We start from the raw sequence: 18930 nt of genomic DNA, 5'->3' as shown, positions 1-18930 counted from the left end.
GGGGCATGACAGAGAGAGGTGCGACGCCGGAGGCGGCGCCCCTGGTGCGAGGCCGGTCAGCGGCGGAGCCGGTGGCGCTCCTCCACGGCGACGGCCGCCGCCGCGACGGCGCCCAGCACGGGCACCGCCAGCGGCGCGATGAGCAGGGCGGAACAGACCACCAGAACCGCTCCCCCGACGAGCAGGAAGGATCCGCCGGGGTCGAGGACGGTACGCCGGCCGGCCGCCGCGAGCAGGGCGCGCCAGCGGTCGCCTGGCGCCCAGACGGCCGCCGCGCGCAGCCCCGCGACGGCGAGGCCGATCACCGCGAACAGGCCGACGGCCCCGACGAGCGGCCCGCCCGGCAGCCCGGCCCGCACGGCCTGGACGTCCACCCAGGCGCCGGCGACCGCACCCCACCCGGCGAGCCCGACCAGCCAGCCGCCGGACAGGGCGGCCCGGAAGTCGCTCACGAACTCCCGCCACCCGCCGCCCAACTGCCCCGTACGGCGACGCAGGTGCCGGGCGCCGGCGGCGAAGGCGGCCGGACAGGTGACGACCCCCAGGGACGCGACGGCGATCCACACGCCGGTGAGCAGACATTCGGCGAAGACGCCGAACCGGTCGGAGAAGGCGGTGGACTTCGCCCGTACGTCGTCGGCCACGGCCTCAGCCCTTCAGTCCGGAGGTCGCCATTCCGTCGATCAGATAGCGCTGGAAGGTGAGGAAGAACAGCAGCACGGGCAGCAGCGCGACCAGGGACATGGCGATCATCCCGCCGTAGTTGGCGGCCACGCCGTCGGAGTCGCGGAACATCATCAGGCCCAGCGAGACCGTGTACTTGCCGGGCTCGTTGAGGTAGATGAGCGGGCCCATGAAGTCGTTCCAGGCGTTGATGAAGGTGAAGATCGCGCTGGTGATCAGGGCGGGCCGGCACAGCGGCAGCACGATCGACCAGTAGATACGGAAGTGCCCGCAGCCGTCGAGCCGGGCCGCCTCGTCCAGTTCCCGGGGCAGGTTCCGCATGAACTGCACCATCAGGAAGACGAAGAAGGCCTCGGTGGCGAGGTACTTCCCGATCAGCAGGGGGATGTAGGTGTTGATCCAGCCCAGCTTCTGGAACATCACGTACTGCGGGATCAGCAGTACGTGGTACGGCAGCAGCAGGGTGCCGATCATCAGGGAGAAGAGCAGATTGCGGCCGGCGAAGCGGATCCGGGCGAAGGCGTAGGCGGTGAGCGAACAGGAGATCAGCACGCCGACGACGGCGCCGAGCGCGTAGAAGAGCGAGTTCTGGAAGAAGGTCCAGATCGAGATGTCCGCGATGCCGTCGGCGAGGCCCTTGAAGTTGGACAGGATCGGGTGGGACGGCAACAGCTGGAGGCTGTTGATGATGTCCTTGCCGGGCTTGAACGACGCGCCGATCACCCAGACCACCGGGTAGAGGATGACCGCGAGAATCAGCAGGGCGCCGAGGTGCCAGGCGAGCGAGCCGGTGTGCTTGCGGGAGAGAGCGGGGGAACTCATCGGGCGACCTCCTCGTAGTGCACCCATTTCCTCTGGGACCAGAAGAGGACGGCCGTCACCAGGGCGACCGCGAGCAGCAGCATCCAGGCCATCGCGGCGGCGAAGCCCATCCGGGCGTTCTGGAAGCCCTGCTGGTAGAGGTAGCAGGTGTAGACGAGCGTGGCGTCGGCCGGACCGCAGTACGTGTTGGAGACGACGTACGCCGAGCCGAAGATCTGGAAGGAGTGGATGGTCTCCAGGAGCACGTTGAAGAACAGCACCGGGGAAATCATCGGCAGGGTGATGTTCCAGAACTTCCGGAACGGCCCGGCGCCGTCCATCTCGGCCGCCTCGTACAGCTCCTTCGGCACCTGCTTCAGGCCCGCCAGGAAGATGACCATGGGGGCGCCGAACTGCCACACGGTCAGCGCGACCAGGCAGTACAGCACCCAGTCGGCGTTGCCGACCCAGCCGCCCACGTGCCAGCCGAAGAAGGACTGGGTACGGTCCACGATCGCGCCGTCGGAGAACAGCGACCGCCAGACGAAGCCCACCGAGACGCTCGCGCCGATCAGCGAGGGAGCGTAGAAGGCGGCCCGGTAGAAGGCCTGGCCGCGCCGGCTCTGGGCGAGGAGCAGGGCCACCCCCAGGGCGAGCAGCAGCTTCAGCGGGGTGCCGATGACCACGTACTTCGCGGTCACCTCCACCGACTTCTGCCAGCGGGGATCGTCGAACATCTTGGTGAAGTTGTCGAACCCGACCCACTTCGGGGTGTTGAAGAGGTTGTAGTCGGTGAACGCGAAGTACAGCGAGGCGACCATCGGGCCCGCGGTCAGCAGCAGGAAGCCGGCGATCCACGGGGACATGAAGAGGTAGCCGGCGAGGTTCTCGCGCCGGCGTCCCGGCCGCCGCCCCGTGCCGGCGGAGGCGGCCGAACGCGTCCCGCGCGCTGCGGGCAGGGAGTCCTTGACGAGCGTCACGGCACGTCCCATCAGGCCTGGAAGGCGGCCTCGGACTCGGTGAAGAACTGCTTCACCGCGTCCGCGACCTTCGTCTTGCCCTGTCCGAGGTCGCCGCCGATACGCAGGAAGGCGGCCTCGATGGTGTCGGCACCGGAGGGGTGCGGGGTGATCGTGCCGAGGACGCCCGCCTTGGCGGTGTCGTCCTCGTACTGCGCGATCTCCTTGTTCACCGTGTCGGTCGGCTTGAACGCCGTGTACTGCTCGGTGCTCGCGAGGATGCCCCGGTCGTATCCCATGATCTTGCCGACCTCGGGGTCGTGGACCATGAAGTCGATGAACTGCGCGACCTCCTTGGGGTGAGCGGTACGGGCGGAGGCGCTCAGCATCAGGGAGGCGAGGTACTGCCCGGTGTGCTTGCCGTCCATGGTCGGGATCGGCGCGAGACCGTAGGTGCTGTCACCCTCCGACGAGTAGCGCACGGTGAAGTTGTCCCAGGTGAACTCCGAGGCGCCGTGCCCGGCCGAAAGGGACGACTTGGGGGCGTCCTGGGCGACGACCTTCGGGTCCGTGACGATGCCGGCCTTCACACGGTTGTAGCCGTCGGTCCACCACTCCGTCAGGTCGGCCTTGTCGAAGCCGAGTCCGTCAGCGGTGTAGAACGCCTTGCCGTTCTGGCGGAGGTAGAGGTCGTAGAGGTACATGATGGCGAAGTAGCCGGTGTCCCCCGCGACCTTCGTCCTGTCGTGGATGGTCTTCAGGGCCTTGAAGTAGTCGTCCCAGGTCCAGCCCGCGTGCGGTTCGACGCCGGCCTTCTCGAAGACCTTCTTGTCGATGACGAGCGCCATGGTGTTGGACCCGACGGGGATTCCGAGTTGCTTGCCGTCGACCTCGCCGACCTTCGTGACGTCGGCCCGGAAGTGATCCAGGCTCAGATTCCCTGCCTGAACCTGAGACTTGAGGTCGAGGAGAATTCCTCGCTTGTCGTACTTCCGAAGAAAGGTGACGGCATTTTGGAAAACGTCCGGGGGATTTCCGCCGGCGGCCTGGGTCTGGAACTTCTCCCAGAACGATTGATATGTCTGGAAGTCCGTCTTGACCTTGATCTTCGGGTACTTCTTCTCGAAGAGCTTGATGGTCTGGTTGATCTTCGTGGCGCGCTCCTCGGCGCCCCACCACGAGTAACGGATCGTCACCGTCCCGTCCCCGGAACCGCTTCCGCCTCCGCACCCGGTCGTCGCGGCGAGCCCGAGCGCGGCCGCCGAGGCCCCGGCCGCCTTCAGGACGGTCCGTCTCTCCACATTCCTGCTCGTTCCCACAGTCGGGCCCCTCCCCGCAGCGTCGCCGACGCCTGCATGAATCGTTTCAAGTAAGCGCTTGCTGGCACAAGTTACGGAGGGGCCGGTGAGGCGTCAATGATTCGGACAGGAATTTCTTGTGACCGGGAGCGGCGGTGAGACGCGGCGGGGCGCGGGCGCGACGACCGGAGGGTGGGCGACGTCGCAGGTGAGGGGCGTGCGGTCGGAGGGGCGAACGTGAAGTGGCCTGCGGTGGCCGGGGTTACGGGTTGGCTTCGAGGCGCCGTCGGGGGGAGGGCCGGGCCGGAGACCGGGCCGGAGACCGGGCAAGGACGAAGATCCACTGCGGGGCCCGCGGGCGGGTGGGCGGGCGCCGTGGATCTCCTTTCGCGCGGAGGGCCCAAGGCGGTCGGCCTCGAGAACGGGGCGCGGTGAGGGGCGGGCGATTGGCGCGGGTCCGAGCCGAGGGTGGGGCGCGGTGAGGCGCGGCGAATGGGGCCGGGCCGAGTCGAGGGCGGGGCGCGGTGAGGCGCGGCGAATGGGGCCGGGCCGAGTCGAGGGCGGGGCGCGGCGACGGGCGGCGGATGGGGCCGGGCCGAGTCGAGGGCGGGGGGGTGACGGGCGGCGGATGGTGGCCGGGCCGAGGTGGACGGCAGGGCCGATTCCTCCGACGACTGCGGCCCCCCGGCATGACTTGTCATGCCCCGCCCCGGCGGGCCTGCCCTGAAGATCGTCGTCCGCCGTTGGCGGTGCCCGCCCCGATACCGTCGACCGTCGGCCGGTTCGGAAAGGACCGTGCACCGACAACCGCGCACCGACCGTGTTCGTCCGCGCCTCACGGACGAACCTCTCGGCATCGCGCGGACAATGACGGAGCGCGACAGCGTCGGCACCGAACGACACACCTCAGCTGCGTCGGCCCGCGCCGTCAGGCGCACGGGCCCACGCCGCACGGCAGGCAGGTGCCGCGCAGGGCCGTCAGGCGCCGCACAGCTCTTCGCACCGCCGCGCGGGAGCACCATGGCTCAGCAGCCTGCCCGCACGGTGAGCGGGACGTGTAGGGGAACGCCCGGCCGGAGCCGCACCGATCGAGCACCAGCCGGCCGCAGGTACGCCGCACGGGGTGGGCGACGCCGCCAGAGCCGCCCCTCCGGGCCCTGAAACGACCGCGGCCCACCTGCTCTGGCAGGTGGGCCGCGGTTCCGGGTGGGCGATACTGGGTTCGAACCAGTGACCTCTTCGGTGTGAACGAAGCGCTCTCCCACTGAGCTAATCGCCCGGACGCAGGAAGAACATTACCCCATGTCAGGGGGTGCCCCCGACCAGTCGTCGGGGGTCCGCGGCCGTCGGCCGGGTCACTCCTCGATCTTCCAGGGCATCACTATGCCGAACTTGGAGAGGTAGATCCCGGCCAGGCCGGCCACGATCACCAGGCCGATCACCGTCACCGTGATGTTGCGGCGGCGCACCTTGGGGTCGAGGGCCTTCTGGGCCGCCTCCGTGACCTTGCGTTTCGTCCAGCGCAGCACCAGCTGGGCCCAGACGAACTCGGTCGCCCAGATCGCCATGCCGCCGAAGATGATCACCCAGCCAGGTCCCGGCAACGGCAGCAGGACGATGCCCACGACCACCACCGCGAGGCCGACCGCGAAGACCCCGACCTGCCAGCTCAGGTGCAGCATCCGGCGCGCCTTGATGAACTCGGGCGCCCGCGATCCGAGCCCCCGCTGGTCGCGCGCCCCGTCCGTCTCCGTCCCGTCCACCTCGCTCCCGTCCGAGGCCACGGCGACCTCGCCCGGTTCGTTACTCCCCGTATTCATACGACCAAACCCTACCTGAGCGATTCCGGTCACCGGAATGGTCGTAGCTCTCGTCCGGGTTCTCGGCCGGAAGAGTTACGTAAACACACGCAAAACACTCAGAGGGGTTTACAACGGCACCGTAGGTGGCATGTCGATTTCGCCGACGTGCGAATCCCCGAGCGCACACTGAGCGAAAGGCCCTGGCGCTTATGAACACCACGGTCAGCTGCGAGCTGCACCTGCGCCTCGTTGTGTCGAGCGAGTCTTCCCTGCCTGTCCCCGCAGGCCTGCGGTATGACACGGCCGACCCCTACGCCGTGCACGCCACCTTCCACACCGGAGCCGAGGAGACCGTCGAGTGGGTGTTCGCCCGCGACCTCCTCGCCGAGGGGCTGCACCGCCCCACCGGCACCGGCGACGTCCGCGTCTGGCCGTCCCGCAGCCACGGTCAGGGCGTCGTGTGCATCGCCCTGAGCTCTCCGGAGGGCGAAGCCCTGCTCGAAGCCCCCGCGCGGGCCCTGGAATCCTTCCTGAAGCGAACTGACGCTGCCGTGCCGCCCGGCACGGAGCACCGGCACTTCGATCTCGATCAGGAGCTCTCGCACATTCTGGCGGAGAGCTAGGGCAACGCCCCTGCAAGCCGCCCGGCGCCGTCCACTCGGGGAGACGGCTCGGGCCTAGACAACCGCATACGGCAGCACCGGAGCCGCCACCGTGATCGGTCACGGGGGCGGCGCCGGTGTGCCCTGGGAACCCCCGCCGCCCGGTGCGCGTTCTACCAGGGCAGCGACGAGTGGGGCAGAGCACGATGCGCCGGAGCCGCATGTCGCTACGATCGGCCACCATCGGCGGGCGCCCGCCCGACCCTCAGGCCAGGGAGCGAAACGTGCTGATCACCCACGACACCCGGTGTTCCCTCGATGCCGTGGTGGATCTGGTGAACACCGCGCCGGAGGACGAATCGGCGCCGGACGGGCTGCCCGATGTCGCGGCGCTCCAGGTTTTCGTCCGAGACCACGACATGAGCGATGTGGGCGTGCTCTCGGAGTTCGATCTGTCGGCGGTACGCAAGGTCCGCGGCCGGTTCGCGGGGATCTTCGCCGCCCCGGACGCCCGGGTCGCCGCAGGGATGATCAACGAACTGGTCGCGGCCGCGGGCACCACGCCCCAGCTCACGGACCATGACGGCTTCGACTGGCATGTGCACTATTTCGCGCCCGGCGCCTCGGTGGCCGACCACCTCGCCGCCGACTGCGGGATGGCACTCGCGTTCTTCGTCGTCGCCGGGGAGCAGGAGCGGCTGCGGCGCTGCGAGGCCCCCGACTGCCGACGCGCCTTCGTCGACCTCTCCCGCAACCGCTCGCGCCGCTACTGCGACAGCCGGACCTGCGGAAACCGGCTGCATGTCGCCGCCTACCGGGCGCGTCGCAAGGAGGCGGCGGGCTGATCCCTGGCAGGCGGACCTCACCGCCGGCCGGCTCGGTCCGCCGGCTCGGTCCGCCGTCGGGGTTCGTCGTCGGGGTTGTCGTCGGAGTTGGTCGTCGGAGTTCGTCGATGCCGACGCCTGTCCCGGCGGGTGGCGCCGGGACGGGCGGGTACGGCTCACAGCCACAGCAGGTCGTGCAGCGCAGCCATGAGGAGCAGACACCCGATCACCGCAAGGAAGATCATCAGCGGTGGCTGGGAAAGGGCGAAGAGGCACCCGCGCGGCTCGTCCTTCGGCGGCGCGGCCTCGCTCTGTTTCGTGTCCAGCATCTCGCGGCGATGATGACCTAGCGGGCACCCACCGCGCGATCAACACGCCCGGAATGGGCGGGAGTTCGCCGAATTCCGTGATGTCCGGTTCACTTCCGCTCGCCCCGTGAACGCTTCCGCGCACGCCGTAGGCGCACTGTGTCGTTTCAATGCCTCATGTGCTTGTCATATGCATCCGCCGAGACCTGCCTGAACAGCGTCGGGCCCCCGCGACGGGCCGCCGTCTCCGCACGGGGCCCCGCCACCGCGGGTGGGTCATATTCCGTGCTTCTTCAGGATGGCCTCGATGTCGCTGAAGTCCTCACCCGATCCGGTGCCGCGGGGTGCCGCCGCGGGCCCGGCCGCCGGGCGGGTGGCGGGACCAAGCGAGGGCGCCGAGGCGGTGGGAGCCACGGCGTCCCGCTTCGCGTCCCGGGCGGCCGCCTTGCGCTCGGCGCGGGTGCCACCGCGTCGGCGCTCCACGGCACGCGTGGAGGCGAACAGGGCCCAGGCCGCGCCGAGCACAGCGAAGCCCGCCCAGGCGGTGGGGCTGAACGCCGTGTCGGCGAGCCAGCCGACCACTCCCGTCATGACCAGGCCGACGGGCACGAGTGAGTAGGCAGCGATACGGGCCGCCGACAGGTACCGCTTGCGGTAGGCGGTCACCACGGCGATGCCCAGGCCGGCCGCGGACGCGGCGGAACAGACTGTCTCGGCGATCATCCGGTCCTCCTGGCGGGCTCGAGCGGGCGGGGCGACGGACACGCGCTGTGTCGCGCCCCCTCCATCGTGCACCGCCCGGCCCGTGCGATCCATGCCCGGGCCCGACAATCAGGGGCATCTCGGGGTCCGCTCCGGGTCGTCTCCACCCCAGGTACGAGCCGTGATCACAGCCGGCCACCGGCCGCCGCCCACCGTCACGATTGGACCATCGGCCGCCCACCGTCACGATTGGACCACCCGCCGCCGCCCACCGTCACGATTGGGCCGACGGAGCCCGGCCTGGAAGACTGGTCGCCATGAACGACTCCCCCGCTCCCACCGACGCCCCGGTCCTCGACGTCTGGTGCGAACTCCAGTGTCCCGACTGCCGCAGCGCCCTGGACGACCTCCGCGCCCTGCGTGCCCGGTACGGCGACCGGCTGGAGCTGCGGCTGCGGCACTTCCCGCTGGAGAAGCACAAGCACGCCTTCGCCGCCGCACAGGCCGCCGAGGAGGCGCTGGAGCAGGGCAAGGGCTGGGAGTACGTCGAGGCGGTCCTCGGCCGGGTCGAGGAGCTGGACCGCGAGGGCGAGCCGTTCCTGGTCCAGGTGGCCCGTGAACTGCGCCTGGACGCGGAGGAGTTCGACACCGCACTGGTCGACGGCCGGCACATCCTGATCGTCGACGCCGACCAGGCCGAGGGACAGGCCATCGGCGTGACGGGCACCCCGACCTACGTCATCGGGGGCGAACGCCTCGACGGCGGCAAGAGCCAGGAGGGCCTGCGCGAGCGGGTGACGGAGATCGCGGACCGGCTGCTGGCCGAGCGGGAGCAGTAACCCGCGCCCGAACCTCGCAGCCGGTTCCGGAGCGGCTTTCAGAGCAGGTTCTTGTACAGGTGGTAGGTGATCGTCTGGTAGCCGAGTGACTCGTAGAGCCGCTCGGCGGGGGTATTGCCCGCGAAGACGTTCAACATGACGGCGGACCGGCCGGCCGCGACGCCCTGCGCCTCCGCCAGGAGCATCAGCGTGCGGCCATGTCCCCTGCCCCGGTGGCGCACGTCGGTCTCGACTTTGTAAACGAAGGCCCTGCCCTCTCGGGTACCCGCCCAGAGTGTGCCGACCGCGGGCCCTTCGTGCTCCAGGACGCTGAAGACCATTCCCGGGGTGGCCAGGCCGTCGGGCAGAAAGGTGGTGGTGTCCCGCAGAGCCTTGGCCCTGGCCTCCGCCACGGGTACCCCGCGCTCGATCCAGCTCTGCGCGTAGCCCTCTTGGTGCTCTTCCTGCCAGGGGCCGAACTCCGCCGGGGTCATGGGCCGCCCCCGGCTCCCCACGGGCAGTCCGGGCGGGGTGTCGCCGAGCGGCTTCTCCATGTGGCGGTTGCGTAGGAGGTAACCGAGGGCGGTCGCCGCCTTCAGCGCCGCCTCCGCCGCCGCGGGCACCGATGTCTCGATCCGCGTACACCCCCATCCGCGCAGCACTTCCTCCGCGGCGAGCGCGGCGACCGTGCCCCGGCCGCGTCGGCGGTCCGGCTCCTCGATGCGCAGGTCCAGAATCCGGCCCACCGAGTCGCCGAAGTCGGGGCTCGTGCCGAGGTGTATCGCGCCGACGGGACGGCTGTTCACACACACCTGGTACCGGCGTGAACGCGCCCCGTCGACTTCGCGCTGAAGCGGCTCGGTCGGCCGCAGAGTCGTGGTCATCAGAGGTGTTCTACCCGCCGCGGACGCCCACGTCAGCCCATTTAGAAGGGGCTCTCACGGATCCAGGTCCGCCCCGGACCGCTCGTCGAAGATCCGCATCGTCTTGGCGGTCACCGGGCCGGGGGCACCGGGGAGTTCGCGGTCGTCGACCCGGTGCACGGCCTGGACGTCGCGCAGCGTGGAGGTGAGGAAGACCTCGTCGGCCCGCTCCAGGGCGTCCAGGGGCAGGTCGGTCTCCTTGGCACCGGTCCATTCGACGGTCAGGGCGCGGGTGATGCCGGCCAGACAGCCGGACGCGACCGGCGGGGTGTGGATCTCGCCGTCGAGGACGACGAAGACGTTGGAGCCGGTGCCCTCGCAGAGCTGCCCGACGGTGTTGGCGAACAGGGCTTCGGTGGCGCCGTGTTGGTGGGCGCGGGCCAGGGCCACGACGTTCTCGGCGTACGAGGTGGTCTTCAGGCCGGTGAGCGCGCCGCGCTCGTTGCGGGTCCAGGGGACCGTGATCACGGCGGTGGAGTCGGCGCGGCGGCCGGTCTCTCCGAGGGCGACCACGAGGGTGGGGCCGCGGTCACCGCGGTCGGAGCCGAGCGGGCCGTGGCCACCGGTATAGGTGATGCGCAGCCGGCCCAGCGGCATCGGGTTGGCCGTCAGCACGGCCTCGCACCCCCGGCGCACCTCGTCGTGGTCGGGGTCGGGCAGGCCGAGGCCCCGGGCCGAGCGGGTCAGCCGGTCGAGATGCCGGGTGAGCGCGAAGGGCCTGCCCTCGGTCGCCTTCACCGTCTCGAAGATGCCGTCCCCCACGGTCAGCCCGTGGTCGAACACGGAGACACGCGCGGACTCGACATCCTGCAGCCCGCCGTCCAGCCAGATCTTCACCCGAGGCACCCTTCGTTCATGTCGTACGTACCCGACGCTACCGCGAGCAGCCGGGCGGCCTTCAGCTCGGTCTCCCGCCATTCACCCTCCGGGTCGGATCCCCAGGTGATCCCGGCCCCGGTACCGAACCGCAGCACGCCCGCTCCCCGGTCGATCCAGAAGGTGCGGATGCCCACGGCCAGCTCGCCGACGCCCCGGTCCGCGTCGACCCAGCCGATGCCGCCGCAGTACGGGCCGCGCGGCGCGGTCTCCAGCTCCTCGATGATCCGCAGGGCGCTCGACTTCGGCGCGCCGGTGACGGAGCCGGGCGGGAAGGCCGCGGCGAGCAGCTCGGCCCAGCCGGCCCCCACGCGCAGCTCGCCCCGGACCGTGGAGACCAGATGGACGAGCCCGGGATGCTTCTCGACGGCGCACAGGTCGGGGACGGTCACCGTGCCAGTGGCGCAGACCCGCCCGATGTCGTTGCGGACCAGGTCCACGATCATCACGTTCTCGGCGTAGTCCTTCTCCAGGAGGTCCGCCTCGGTGCGGCCGGTGCCCTTGATGGGTCCGCTCTCGACGGTCCGCCCCGTCCGGCGCAGGAACAGCTCCGGCGAGGCGGTGGCTATCTCGACGCCGTGTTCCGGCAGCCGAATCGTTCCGGCGTACGGCGCCGGGTTGCCGCGGGCCAACAGTGCGGTCAGGGCGTCCACGTCGGCGTCCGGGGCGGCCGGCGCGGACAGCACACGGCACAGGTTGGCCTGGTAGACCTCGCCGGCCGCGATATGCGTACGGATCCGGCGCACGGCCGTCGTGTACGCGACGCGGTCGAGGGACGACGTCCAGTCACCGGCGGCAGGGCCCCGCCACTGCCCCGGCACCGGCGCGGGCACCGGTACCTCCCGTACGTCGCCGAACCGGGCACAGGTAAACCGGCCCTCGAAGTCCGCGCAGACGGCCCAGAAACCGGTGGAGTCGAGGGCCGTGGGATCGCTGGTGACATCGAAGAGACCGGTGGCGAGACGTGCGCCGAACCGGGCGAGAGGAGGGTGATGGAGCACGTCGTCGAGTCTATGGCGGGTGTCCTGGGGGTGACCCGGGCGTGTCGTCAAGGGGGTCCTGACCACGTCGTCTGCCGGGTCAGGCGCAGCACGCTGCGCAAACGCGTTTTTGTGCTGGCCCGGGAATCCGCTAGAGTTCAACACGTCGCCGGGCCGCGAGAGCGGACCGAAACGACAGGCGGACGTAGCTCAGTTGGTAGAGCGCAACCTTGCCAAGGTTGAGGTCGCGAGTTCGAGCCTCGTCGTCCGCTCGAAGGAACTAGGGGTCTTCCCGATCCCCTACACTCCTGGTGGAGTGGCCGAGAGGCGAGGCAACGGCCTGCAAAGCCGTCTACACGGGTTCAAATCCCGTCTCCACCTCCAAGGACGATTAGCTCAGCGGGAGAGCGCTTCCCTGACACGGAAGAGGTCACTGGTTCAATCCCAGTATCGTCCACTGGATCTTCGTGGTCTTCGACGTATTCGCCGAAGGATCGAGGATCTGATCCCGCGCGATTAGCTCAGCGGGAGAGCGCTTCCCTGACACGGAAGAGGTCACTGGTTCAATCCCAGTATCGCGCACGCAGTGCCCGTGATCTTCGGATCGCGGTCCCGAGGACGATTAGCTCAGCGGGAGAGCGCTTCCCTGACACGGAAGAGGTCACTGGTTCAATCCCAGTATCGTCCACACGCAAAGAGCCCCGGCCGTCGTGACGGCCGGGGCTTCTTCGTGCGCCAGGGCCTGCGCGTGCGCCCGGCGGAGGTGCCGGGCGCACGGGGCTCAGCTGGAGAAGAGCATGTGGGCCCAGCTCTTCTGGCCGTGGTGACCGCCGTGGTGCCCACCATGGCCGCCGTAGTGACCCCCGTGGTGCTGCTGCGGAGCGCCCCAGGCCGGCGCGGGCGGCGCCGGGTAGGCCTGCGGGGCCGGCGGCACCGGCTTCGACCACTGGGCCTCCATCTGGGTCAGCGCCTCCAGCTCGCCGTAGTCGAGGAAGATGCCCCGGCAGCCGCTGCACTGCTCGATCTGGACGCCGTTGCGGTTGTAGGTGTGCATCGGCGCATGGCACTTCGGACACTGCATGGTCGGCTCAACTCCTCGCCGGTAAAAACTGCTTCACGTTCTCCCAGGACAGACTCCGTCCGACCCCGGTCGGTTGCACCCTACTTCGGGAAATCGAGGGCCAACCGGGCGGGGACCGAGGTCGTTCGGGAGCGGCGCGGGGTCATTCCGGGGCCATACGGGCACAAGCGTCGATCAAGGACTGCTCCACCTCGTCCAGGGCACGGTCCGCCGCGAGCGCCTTCGCGAGATAGCGGGCGGCGGTCTGGACGGTGAGGGCACGAGCCGGCACGTCCAGGGTCGGCCAGGGGTCGCCGTCCTCCGGTACGGCCGGGCCGCCGGCCGCGCGGTAGGCGGTCAGGAAGCGGGTCCAGTCCGCGGCCGGGAGGAGGCCGCAGGCATACCAGGAGGCGGGGCGGGCGAGGTCCCAGGCCGGGTCGCCGACGCCGAGGTCGTCGACGTCGATGAGCCGCCACGGTCCGTCCGGCGCCGGGTGCCGGACCAGCTGGCCGAGGTGCAGATCGCCGTGGCAGAGGGTGCGGGTGCCGGGCAGCGGGGCCTCGGCGCGGGCCCAGGCGGGCAGCGCGGACCAGGCGCGGAGGACCGGCGGGGCGGCGGGGTGCAGCGGTGAGGCGGCCAGCGCCTGGCGGAGGCGGGCTATCGCATGGGCGGCCTTGGCGGGGCCGCGCATCGGAGGCGTGGCGGGGAGCGGCGGGGTGCGATGGAGACGGGCCAGGAGGGTGGCGGCGGCTTCCCAGGGGGCGGCGTCCGGGGCTTCGGGGTCCACGGGACGGCCGTACGGCCAGAGGGTGACCGGGCGGGTGCCGAGCACGGTCGCCGGGGTGGGCGCGAGCGGGGCGAGGAAGACGCCGGAGAGGTGGGCGGCGGTGGCCAGGCGGAGGGCGAGGGCGGTGGGGTCGGTGCCGGGGGCGTGGGCCTTGGCGACGGTTTCCGCGTGCCGCAGGACCGTGGTGTCGGGGCGGTGGGCGAGGGTGGTGGTGGCGCCGCAGTGGCAGGGGGCCGCGTCGGGGTGGGCGGCGGCTCTGACCTTGGCGGTCAGCTGGGGTATCACGTCTGCGGTCGTCAAGGGTCCCCCGGGGTGTGCGGATGCGTGCTGCGCTGAGCGTACGTGGGTGCACTTGGCCGGGTTTCACGGTCGGGCGGAGCGGGGGCCGGGACGCCGGGGGTTCGCTCGCCCGCGCTTGCGGGGCGCCTCCCTCGGAGGGGGGGTGCCCCACGCCCACCCGAGCCGCCCTGGGGGGTACCTCCCAGGCCCGCAAGGCACTGGGGGAGGCACGACTGCCCGCAGCTATGCAGGGCACGGTTGGGACGCGCACCGTCAGGGCCACGGGAAACCGCGCGATCAGCCCCCGCCGGGCCGCACCCGGGCTTCACGGCGCGGCGCGCCCGCGAAAAAAGCAATGCCGGCGCAGCTCCCCAGCTGCGCCGGCATTTTGCCGTCCGCCGCACCCCCGTCCCCACGGGGTTTCATGGGTGGATGTCCCCGCCCGAACCGCTCTTCCGGGCCTGGGGTCGCCGCTCAGCGCCCCAGCATCACTCCCACGGACGACGCCTGTGTGGCCACCGTCTCCCAGCCGTCGAAGACGAGCAGGAGCAGGGCCGCCAGGGGAAGGGCCATCAGCGTCGCCACCAGGGGGTGGCGGCGGCCCTGCCGGCGGGGACGGGTGGCGTGTGTCCGCTGTGCCGTAAGAGCCATGGTCCCTCTCCTGACCGTTCAGTTGTCGTTGGCAGCGGCGGGTGTCTGACCTCGGGGGACGAGTGCTGCACCCGCCGCTTGACCTCAAATCTAGGCGCGTGGCGCTGCGCGGACGTCATGCCCTCGTACCGAATCACGGGCCTCCGAGAGGATGAGCCGTGACCTGCGGTCTACTCCCCTGGGTGGAGACGGGTCCTACGCCTCGTCCTGGGCCTCGGGGTCTTCCCGGAGGGGGTGCCCGGTCCTTCCCGGTTTTTCCGAGCTGTCCTCGCGGGGCACCGGCTGCTCGACGAGGGCCAGGACCCGGGTCGCCATGAAACGGGCCGTCCGGACAACACTGCCGTTTCGCGTGACTTCGCTCACTTCCACCACCCCCCGCCGTACCGCCGTCTCCACCCGGCGGCCCGCTCTGCTGGCCACCACCTCGTACGTACGGGTCGTGTCGCCGGCGTCGACGACTATCTCCACTCGGTCACCCTTCACAGCCTCAATCCCCCTTCTGTGACGGCTTGTTGGAGCAGACGGATACCCAAAGGCGCCGATACCGGCGCCTTCCTGACCACTCCTCAAGTCTCGCACCCGGCACTGACAATCCGTCGTGCCGAGAGGGCGCGGCCTCTGCGCGCGGGCGGCCGTGGAAACGTAAGCTGTGCCACGTCACACGGACCGGGCAGCGGGGATGAACATGGCGATGATGCGCCTGAGGCGCGAGGACCCGCGCGTCGTCGGCTCGTTCAGGCTTCACCGGAGGCTCGGCGCCGGCGGGATGGGTGTGGTCTATCTCGGCTCCGACAAGAAGGGGCAGCGGGTCGCGCTGAAGGTGATCCGGCCCGATCTGGCGGAGGATCAGGAGTTCCGGTCGCGTTTCGCCCGTGAGGTCTCGGCGGCCCGGCGGATCCGGGGCGGCTGCACGGCACGGCTGGTCGCCGCGGATCTGGAGGCCGAGCGGCCGTGGTTCGCCACCCAGTACGTGCCCGGTCCCTCGCTGCACGACAAGGTCGCCGACGACGGCCCGCTGGGCGCGGCGGACGCGGCGGCGGTCGGGGCGGCGCTGTCCGAGGGCCTGGTCGCCGTGCACGAGGCCGGGGTCGTCCACCGGGACCTGAAGCCGTCCAACATCCTGCTGTCCCCGAAGGGGCCGCGGATCATCGACTTCGGCATCGCCTGGGCCACGGGGGCCTCCACGCTCACCCACGTCGGTACGGCGGTGGGCTCCCCCGGGTTCCTGGCGCCCGAGCAGGTGCGCGGCGCGGCCGTCACCCCGGCCACCGACGTGTTCTCGCTCGGCGCGACCCTGGCGTACGCGTCGACCGGCGACTCGCCCTTCGGGCAGGGCAGTTCCGAGGTGATGCTCTACCGCGTGGTCCACGAGGAGCCGCACCTGTACGGGGTGCCGGACGCGTTGGCCCCGCTGGTGCGGGCCTGTCTGGCGAAGGACCCGGAGGACCGGCCGAGCACGCTCCAGCTGTCGCTCCGGCTGAAGGAGATCGCCGCGCGTGAGGCGCAGGGGCTGCCCGACGTACGGCCGCCGGCGCCGCGTGCCGCGGAGGCCGACCGGCCCACCGGGCGGCTCGCCGAGACCTACCCGGAGTCGCAGCGCATCCAGCGGCGGCCACCGCAGTCCTCGCCGGGCACGCCGGTGCGGGGCAACGCGCCCTCGCGGGGCGGCAGCGGTCCACGGGCGAACGGCGGTGTGCCGTCCCGGCCCGTTGCCGCGCGCCCCATGCCCGCTCCGCGCGGCAACGGCACCCGGCCGGGGAACACCAACGGGAACCGGCCCGGGCCGCGCAGTGGTACGGGACGGCCGGCGCCGCGCCCCACGGGCACCGGACGGCGCCCGGCCAACCCCCGCCTGCTGCGCCAACGGCTCTTCGTGTTCGTGGTGGTGACCCTGCTGGTGGCGCTGGGGATCGCGCTGGCCCAGGGCTGTTCCGGCCCGGCGCACGGGATGGGCGTGCCCGGTGGGGCCGTACCCGCGAAGTCGGCCGCCCTCAGGGAGTAACGGGTCCTACGCCTGCGGGCGGCCGGTGGTCACCGCGTAGAAGGCGACCGCGGCCGCCGCGCCGACGTTGAGGGAGTCGACGCCGTGGGACATCGGGATGCGGACCCATTCGTCGGCGGCGACCAGCGCCTGCGTGGAGAGGCCGTCGCCCTCCGCGCCGAGCATCAGGGCCACTCTGTCCATCCGGTGCGGGGCGGCCTCGTCGAGGCTGCGGGCCTTCTCGTCCGGAGTGAGGGCGAGCAGCGTGAACCCGGCCTCGCGGACCGAGTCCAGCCCCTTGGGCCAGGTGTCGAGGCGGGCGTACGGCACGGAGAAGACCGCGCCCATCGAGACCTTCACACTGCGGCGGTAGAGGGGGTCGGCGCAGTCGGGGGACAACAGCACCGCGTCCATGCCGAGGGCCGCGGCCGAGCGGAAGATCGCGCCGATGTTGGTGTGGTCGTTGACCGACTCCATGACGACGACCCGGCGGGTGGTGCGCAGCAGTTCGGTCGCCGTCGGCAGCGGCTTGCGCTGCATGGAGGCAAGCGCGCCGCGGTGCACGTGGTAGCCGGTGACCCTCTCGGCGAGCTCGGGGCTGACCGCGTAGACGGGGGCCGGGAGTTCGTCGATGACATCGCGCATGACGTCGACCCACTTGGCGGACAGCAGCATCGAACGCATCTCGTAGCCCGCGTCCTTCGCCCTGCGGATGACCTTCTCGCCCTCGGCGATGAACAGGCCCTCGGCCGGTTCGCGCTTGCGGCGCAACTCGACGTCGGTCAGGCCCGTGTAGTCGCGCAGGCGCGGGTCGTCGGGGTCCTCAACGGTGATGAGATCGGCCACAGGGTGATACTGCCTTGTCCTGGGTGTGGTGCCAACGGGCTGGAACGGGTTGTGTTACCCGGGGTTACGCCGGTGCCTCTCCGGCGGACGGAGCCGGTGCCCCTCCGGCGGACGGCTGCGGGCCGACGTTCACGACCTCGCCGACGACGATGACCGCCGGAGGCTTCACCTCCTCCGCGCGGACGACCTCCGCCACCGTGGCGAGGGTCGCGTCGACCCGGCGCTGGGCGGCCGTCGTGCCCTCCTGGACCAGGGCGACCGGGGTGTTCGGGGACTTGCCGTGGGCCACCAGGGTCTCGGCGATCTGCCCGATCTTGTCGACGCCCATCAGGATCACCAGGGTCCCGGTGAGCTTCGCCAGGGACGGCCAGTCGGCGAGCGAGCGCTCGTCGTCCGGCGCGACATGGCCGCTGACCACGGTGAACTCGTGCGCGACGCCCCGGTGCGTGACCGGGATACCGGCCGCGCTCGGCACCGAGATCGAGCTGGAGATACCGGGCACGACCGTGCAGGGGATGCCGGCCTCGGCGAGCGCCTGGACCTCCTCCATCCCCCGGCCGAAGACATAGGGGTCGCCGCCCTTGAGCCGTACGACCGACTTGCCCTGCTTGGCGTGCTCGATCAGGGCGTTGTTGATGGCTTCCTGAGCCATGTAGCGGCCGTACGGGATCTTCGCCGCGTCGATCACCTCGACGTGCGGCGGGAGTTCGGCGAGCAGGTCGCGGGGGCCGAGGCGGTCGGCGATCACCACGTCGGCCTCGGCGAGCAGGCGGCGGCCGCGCACCGTGATCAGGTCGGGGTCGCCGGGGCCGCCGCCGACCAGGGCGACGCCCGCGTGGCGGGTGCGGTGGTGCGGGGCGACGAGGGTGCCGTCGCGCAGGCCCTCGACGACCGCGTCCCGGATGGCGGCGGTGTGGCGGGGGTCGCGGCCCCGGGCGTCGGTGGTGAGCACGGCGACCGTGACGCCCTCGCTGTGGCCGGTGGCCGGGGTCCAGGCGGTGGCCTGGTCGGCGTCGTCGGAGCGGACGCACCAGACGCGGTGGCGCTCGGCCTCGGCGGAGGCGGCGGTGTTGGCGTCGGGGTCGCTGGTGGCGATGAGGGCGTACCAGGCCTCGCCGAGGTCGCCGTCCTGGTAGGGGCGCTTCACCCAGGCGATCTCGCCGGCGTCCGCCATGGCCTCGACGGAGGGGGTGGCCTCCGGAGACACGAGGGTGACGGCGGCGCCGGCCGCGATGAGCGCGGGGAGGCGGCGCTGGGCGACCTGGCCGGCGCCGAGGACGACCACCTTGCGGCCGGCGAGGCGGAGGCCTACGGGGTAGGCGGGGTGTTCGGCCATGAGGGTGCGGCTCCCTGGTGTGGCGGTGGTGCGATGCCCTGACGTGCAGATTTTACGGGGCGCGGGGTTGCGGCGGCTCAGCTGCCCCGGGGCTGGGCAGGGTGGCCGGGTGAGGGTGCGCGGTCCGTGCCCACCCGGTTCCCCCCGGGGGCGCCCCTCAGACCCGTAAGGCACCCGCCTCAGGCCCCTGAGGCACCCGCACGGACCTCGGCCAACTCCCCGGTCGGCGCGGAACCGACGGCACAGACCACGGCCGGTTCCCTGTCCGAGCGGAACGCCCCGCACAGACCAGGTCGGCTTCCCGTCCGCGCAGAGCGCCCCGCACAGACCAGGTCGGCTTCCCGTCCGCGCAGAGCGCCCCGCACAGACCAGGTCGGCTTCCCGTCCGCGCAGAGCGCCCCGCACAGACCAGG

The 18930-nt window shown here is 71.3% G+C and carries 20 protein-coding genes and 6 tRNA genes; 9 read left to right on the top strand and 17 right to left on the bottom strand.

What is annotated here, in order from left to right:
- Positions 1–56: 56 nt before the first annotated feature.
- From AB0D59_RS16275 to AB0D59_RS16250, 6 genes are all read right to left on the bottom strand, one after another.
- Positions 57–644 (bottom strand): hypothetical protein, encoded by a 588-nt coding sequence (locus AB0D59_RS16275; RefSeq protein WP_362565263.1) that lies wholly within the window; start codon positions 642–644, stop codon positions 57–59.
- A gap of 4 nt (positions 645–648) precedes the next feature.
- A complete protein-coding gene (locus tag AB0D59_RS16270) occupies positions 649–1506 on the bottom strand; it encodes a carbohydrate ABC transporter permease (protein ID WP_362565261.1) in 858 nt (285 codons plus the stop codon).
- On the bottom strand, positions 1503–2465 hold the full coding sequence (locus AB0D59_RS16265) for a sugar ABC transporter permease (RefSeq protein ID WP_362565259.1): 963 nt from the start codon (positions 2463–2465) through the stop codon (positions 1503–1505). The genes AB0D59_RS16270 and AB0D59_RS16265 overlap by 4 nt, the downstream gene beginning before the upstream one ends.
- Before the next feature lie 11 nt (positions 2466–2476).
- Positions 2477–3763, bottom strand: coding sequence for an extracellular solute-binding protein (locus AB0D59_RS16260; protein ID WP_362565257.1), 1287 nt, complete (start codon positions 3761–3763; stop codon positions 2477–2479).
- 1186 nt (positions 3764–4949) lie between these two features.
- Positions 4950–5021 (bottom strand) — tRNA-Val (locus AB0D59_RS16255).
- A 76-nt stretch (positions 5022–5097) separates the two neighbouring features.
- On the bottom strand, positions 5098–5562 hold the full coding sequence (locus AB0D59_RS16250) for a TIGR02611 family protein (protein ID WP_362565256.1): 465 nt from the start codon (positions 5560–5562) through the stop codon (positions 5098–5100).
- A 191-nt stretch (positions 5563–5753) separates the two neighbouring features.
- On the opposite strand from AB0D59_RS16250, the gene AB0D59_RS16245 reads away from it, so the two are divergent.
- Together AB0D59_RS16245 and AB0D59_RS16240 are read left to right on the top strand one after the other, a co-directional pair.
- Positions 5754–6167, top strand: coding sequence for an SsgA family sporulation/cell division regulator (locus AB0D59_RS16245; protein WP_004002642.1), 414 nt, complete (start codon positions 5754–5756; stop codon positions 6165–6167).
- A 263-nt stretch (positions 6168–6430) separates the two neighbouring features.
- On the top strand, positions 6431–6991 hold the full coding sequence (locus tag AB0D59_RS16240) for a CGNR zinc finger domain-containing protein (RefSeq protein WP_362565254.1): 561 nt from the start codon (positions 6431–6433) through the stop codon (positions 6989–6991).
- A 155-nt stretch (positions 6992–7146) separates the two neighbouring features.
- Here AB0D59_RS16240 and AB0D59_RS16235 read toward each other — a convergent pair whose 3' ends face one another.
- Positions 7147–7299, bottom strand: a complete 153-nt coding sequence (locus tag AB0D59_RS16235) for a hypothetical protein (RefSeq protein ID WP_167450005.1) — start codon at positions 7297–7299, stop codon at positions 7147–7149.
- 255 nt (positions 7300–7554) lie between these two features.
- Positions 7555–8001, bottom strand: a complete 447-nt coding sequence (locus tag AB0D59_RS16230; RefSeq protein WP_362565252.1) for a hypothetical protein — start codon at positions 7999–8001, stop codon at positions 7555–7557.
- A 296-nt stretch (positions 8002–8297) separates the two neighbouring features.
- Here AB0D59_RS16230 and AB0D59_RS16225 point away from each other — a divergent pair, with 296 nt between their 5' ends.
- A complete protein-coding gene (locus AB0D59_RS16225; protein WP_362565250.1) occupies positions 8298–8819 on the top strand; it encodes a DsbA family protein in 522 nt (173 codons plus the stop codon).
- 38 nt (positions 8820–8857) lie between these two features.
- On the opposite strand, the gene AB0D59_RS16220 is transcribed toward AB0D59_RS16225, so the two are convergent.
- The 3 genes from AB0D59_RS16220 to AB0D59_RS16210 are packed head-to-tail and all read right to left on the bottom strand — an operon-like array spanning position 8858 to position 11598.
- Complete coding sequence (locus AB0D59_RS16220; protein WP_362565248.1) at positions 8858–9682, bottom strand: GNAT family N-acetyltransferase; 825 nt, start codon at positions 9680–9682, stop codon at positions 8858–8860.
- Between the two features lie 54 nt (positions 9683–9736).
- On the bottom strand, positions 9737–10558 hold the full coding sequence (locus AB0D59_RS16215) for an aminodeoxychorismate lyase (RefSeq protein ID WP_362565246.1): 822 nt from the start codon (positions 10556–10558) through the stop codon (positions 9737–9739).
- Positions 10555–11598, bottom strand: a complete 1044-nt coding sequence (locus AB0D59_RS16210; protein WP_362565244.1) for a chorismate-binding protein — start codon at positions 11596–11598, stop codon at positions 10555–10557. Before AB0D59_RS16210 ends, AB0D59_RS16215 begins: the two co-directional genes overlap by 4 nt.
- Positions 11599–11776: 178 nt before the next feature.
- Between AB0D59_RS16210 and AB0D59_RS16205 the strand changes: the two genes are divergently transcribed.
- The 5 genes from AB0D59_RS16205 (at position 11777) to AB0D59_RS16185 (ending at position 12265) form a co-directional block, all read left to right on the top strand.
- Positions 11777–11849, top strand: a tRNA-Gly gene (locus AB0D59_RS16205).
- Between the two features lie 38 nt (positions 11850–11887).
- Positions 11888–11961, top strand: a tRNA-Cys gene (locus tag AB0D59_RS16200).
- A 1-nt stretch (position 11962) separates the two neighbouring features.
- Positions 11963–12034: transfer RNA gene (locus AB0D59_RS16195), tRNA-Val, on the top strand.
- A gap of 53 nt (positions 12035–12087) precedes the next feature.
- A tRNA-Val gene (locus tag AB0D59_RS16190) sits at positions 12088–12159 on the top strand.
- Between the two features lie 34 nt (positions 12160–12193).
- Positions 12194–12265: transfer RNA gene (locus tag AB0D59_RS16185), tRNA-Val, on the top strand.
- Positions 12266–12358: 93 nt separating this feature from the next.
- Here the strand turns inward: AB0D59_RS16185 and AB0D59_RS16180 are convergent.
- From AB0D59_RS16180 to AB0D59_RS16165, 4 genes are all read right to left on the bottom strand, one after another.
- Positions 12359–12658 carry a zf-TFIIB domain-containing protein gene (locus AB0D59_RS16180; RefSeq protein WP_362565243.1) on the bottom strand — a complete coding sequence of 100 codons (300 nt, stop codon included), beginning with the start codon at positions 12656–12658 and terminating at the stop codon, positions 12359–12361.
- A 142-nt stretch (positions 12659–12800) separates the two neighbouring features.
- Positions 12801–13724: a phosphotransferase gene (locus AB0D59_RS16175; protein WP_362565241.1), complete on the bottom strand. Its 924-nt coding sequence runs from the start codon at positions 13722–13724 to the stop codon at positions 12801–12803.
- 453 nt (positions 13725–14177) lie between these two features.
- The gene (locus tag AB0D59_RS16170; protein WP_362565239.1) at positions 14178–14354 is read right to left on the bottom strand and encodes a hypothetical protein; all 177 of its coding nucleotides are present in this window, start codon (positions 14352–14354) and stop codon (positions 14178–14180) included.
- A gap of 195 nt (positions 14355–14549) precedes the next feature.
- Positions 14550–14837 carry a hypothetical protein gene (locus tag AB0D59_RS16165; protein WP_351320234.1) on the bottom strand — a complete coding sequence of 96 codons (288 nt, stop codon included), beginning with the start codon at positions 14835–14837 and terminating at the stop codon, positions 14550–14552.
- 196 nt (positions 14838–15033) lie between these two features.
- On the opposite strand from AB0D59_RS16165, the gene AB0D59_RS16160 reads away from it, so the two are divergent.
- Positions 15034–16356, top strand: coding sequence for a protein kinase (locus AB0D59_RS16160; protein WP_362565544.1), 1323 nt, complete (start codon positions 15034–15036; stop codon positions 16354–16356).
- A 6-nt stretch (positions 16357–16362) separates the two neighbouring features.
- On the opposite strand, the gene AB0D59_RS16155 is transcribed toward AB0D59_RS16160, so the two are convergent.
- Both AB0D59_RS16155 and cobA read right to left on the bottom strand, forming a co-directional pair.
- Positions 16363–17181 carry an RNA methyltransferase gene (locus tag AB0D59_RS16155; RefSeq protein ID WP_362565237.1) on the bottom strand — a complete coding sequence of 273 codons (819 nt, stop codon included), beginning with the start codon at positions 17179–17181 and terminating at the stop codon, positions 16363–16365.
- A gap of 64 nt (positions 17182–17245) precedes the next feature.
- The gene (cobA, locus tag AB0D59_RS16150; RefSeq protein ID WP_362565235.1) at positions 17246–18517 is read right to left on the bottom strand and encodes a uroporphyrinogen-III C-methyltransferase; all 1272 of its coding nucleotides are present in this window, start codon (positions 18515–18517) and stop codon (positions 17246–17248) included.
- Positions 18518–18930: the final 413 nt, after the last annotated feature.

Origin of the sequence: Streptomyces sp. NPDC048417 (assembly GCF_040651615.1) — a bacterium.
In the GTDB taxonomy this organism is placed as follows: Bacteria; Actinomycetota; Actinomycetes; order Streptomycetales; family Streptomycetaceae; genus Streptomyces.
This window is presented reverse-complemented; position numbering and strand designations above follow the sequence as displayed.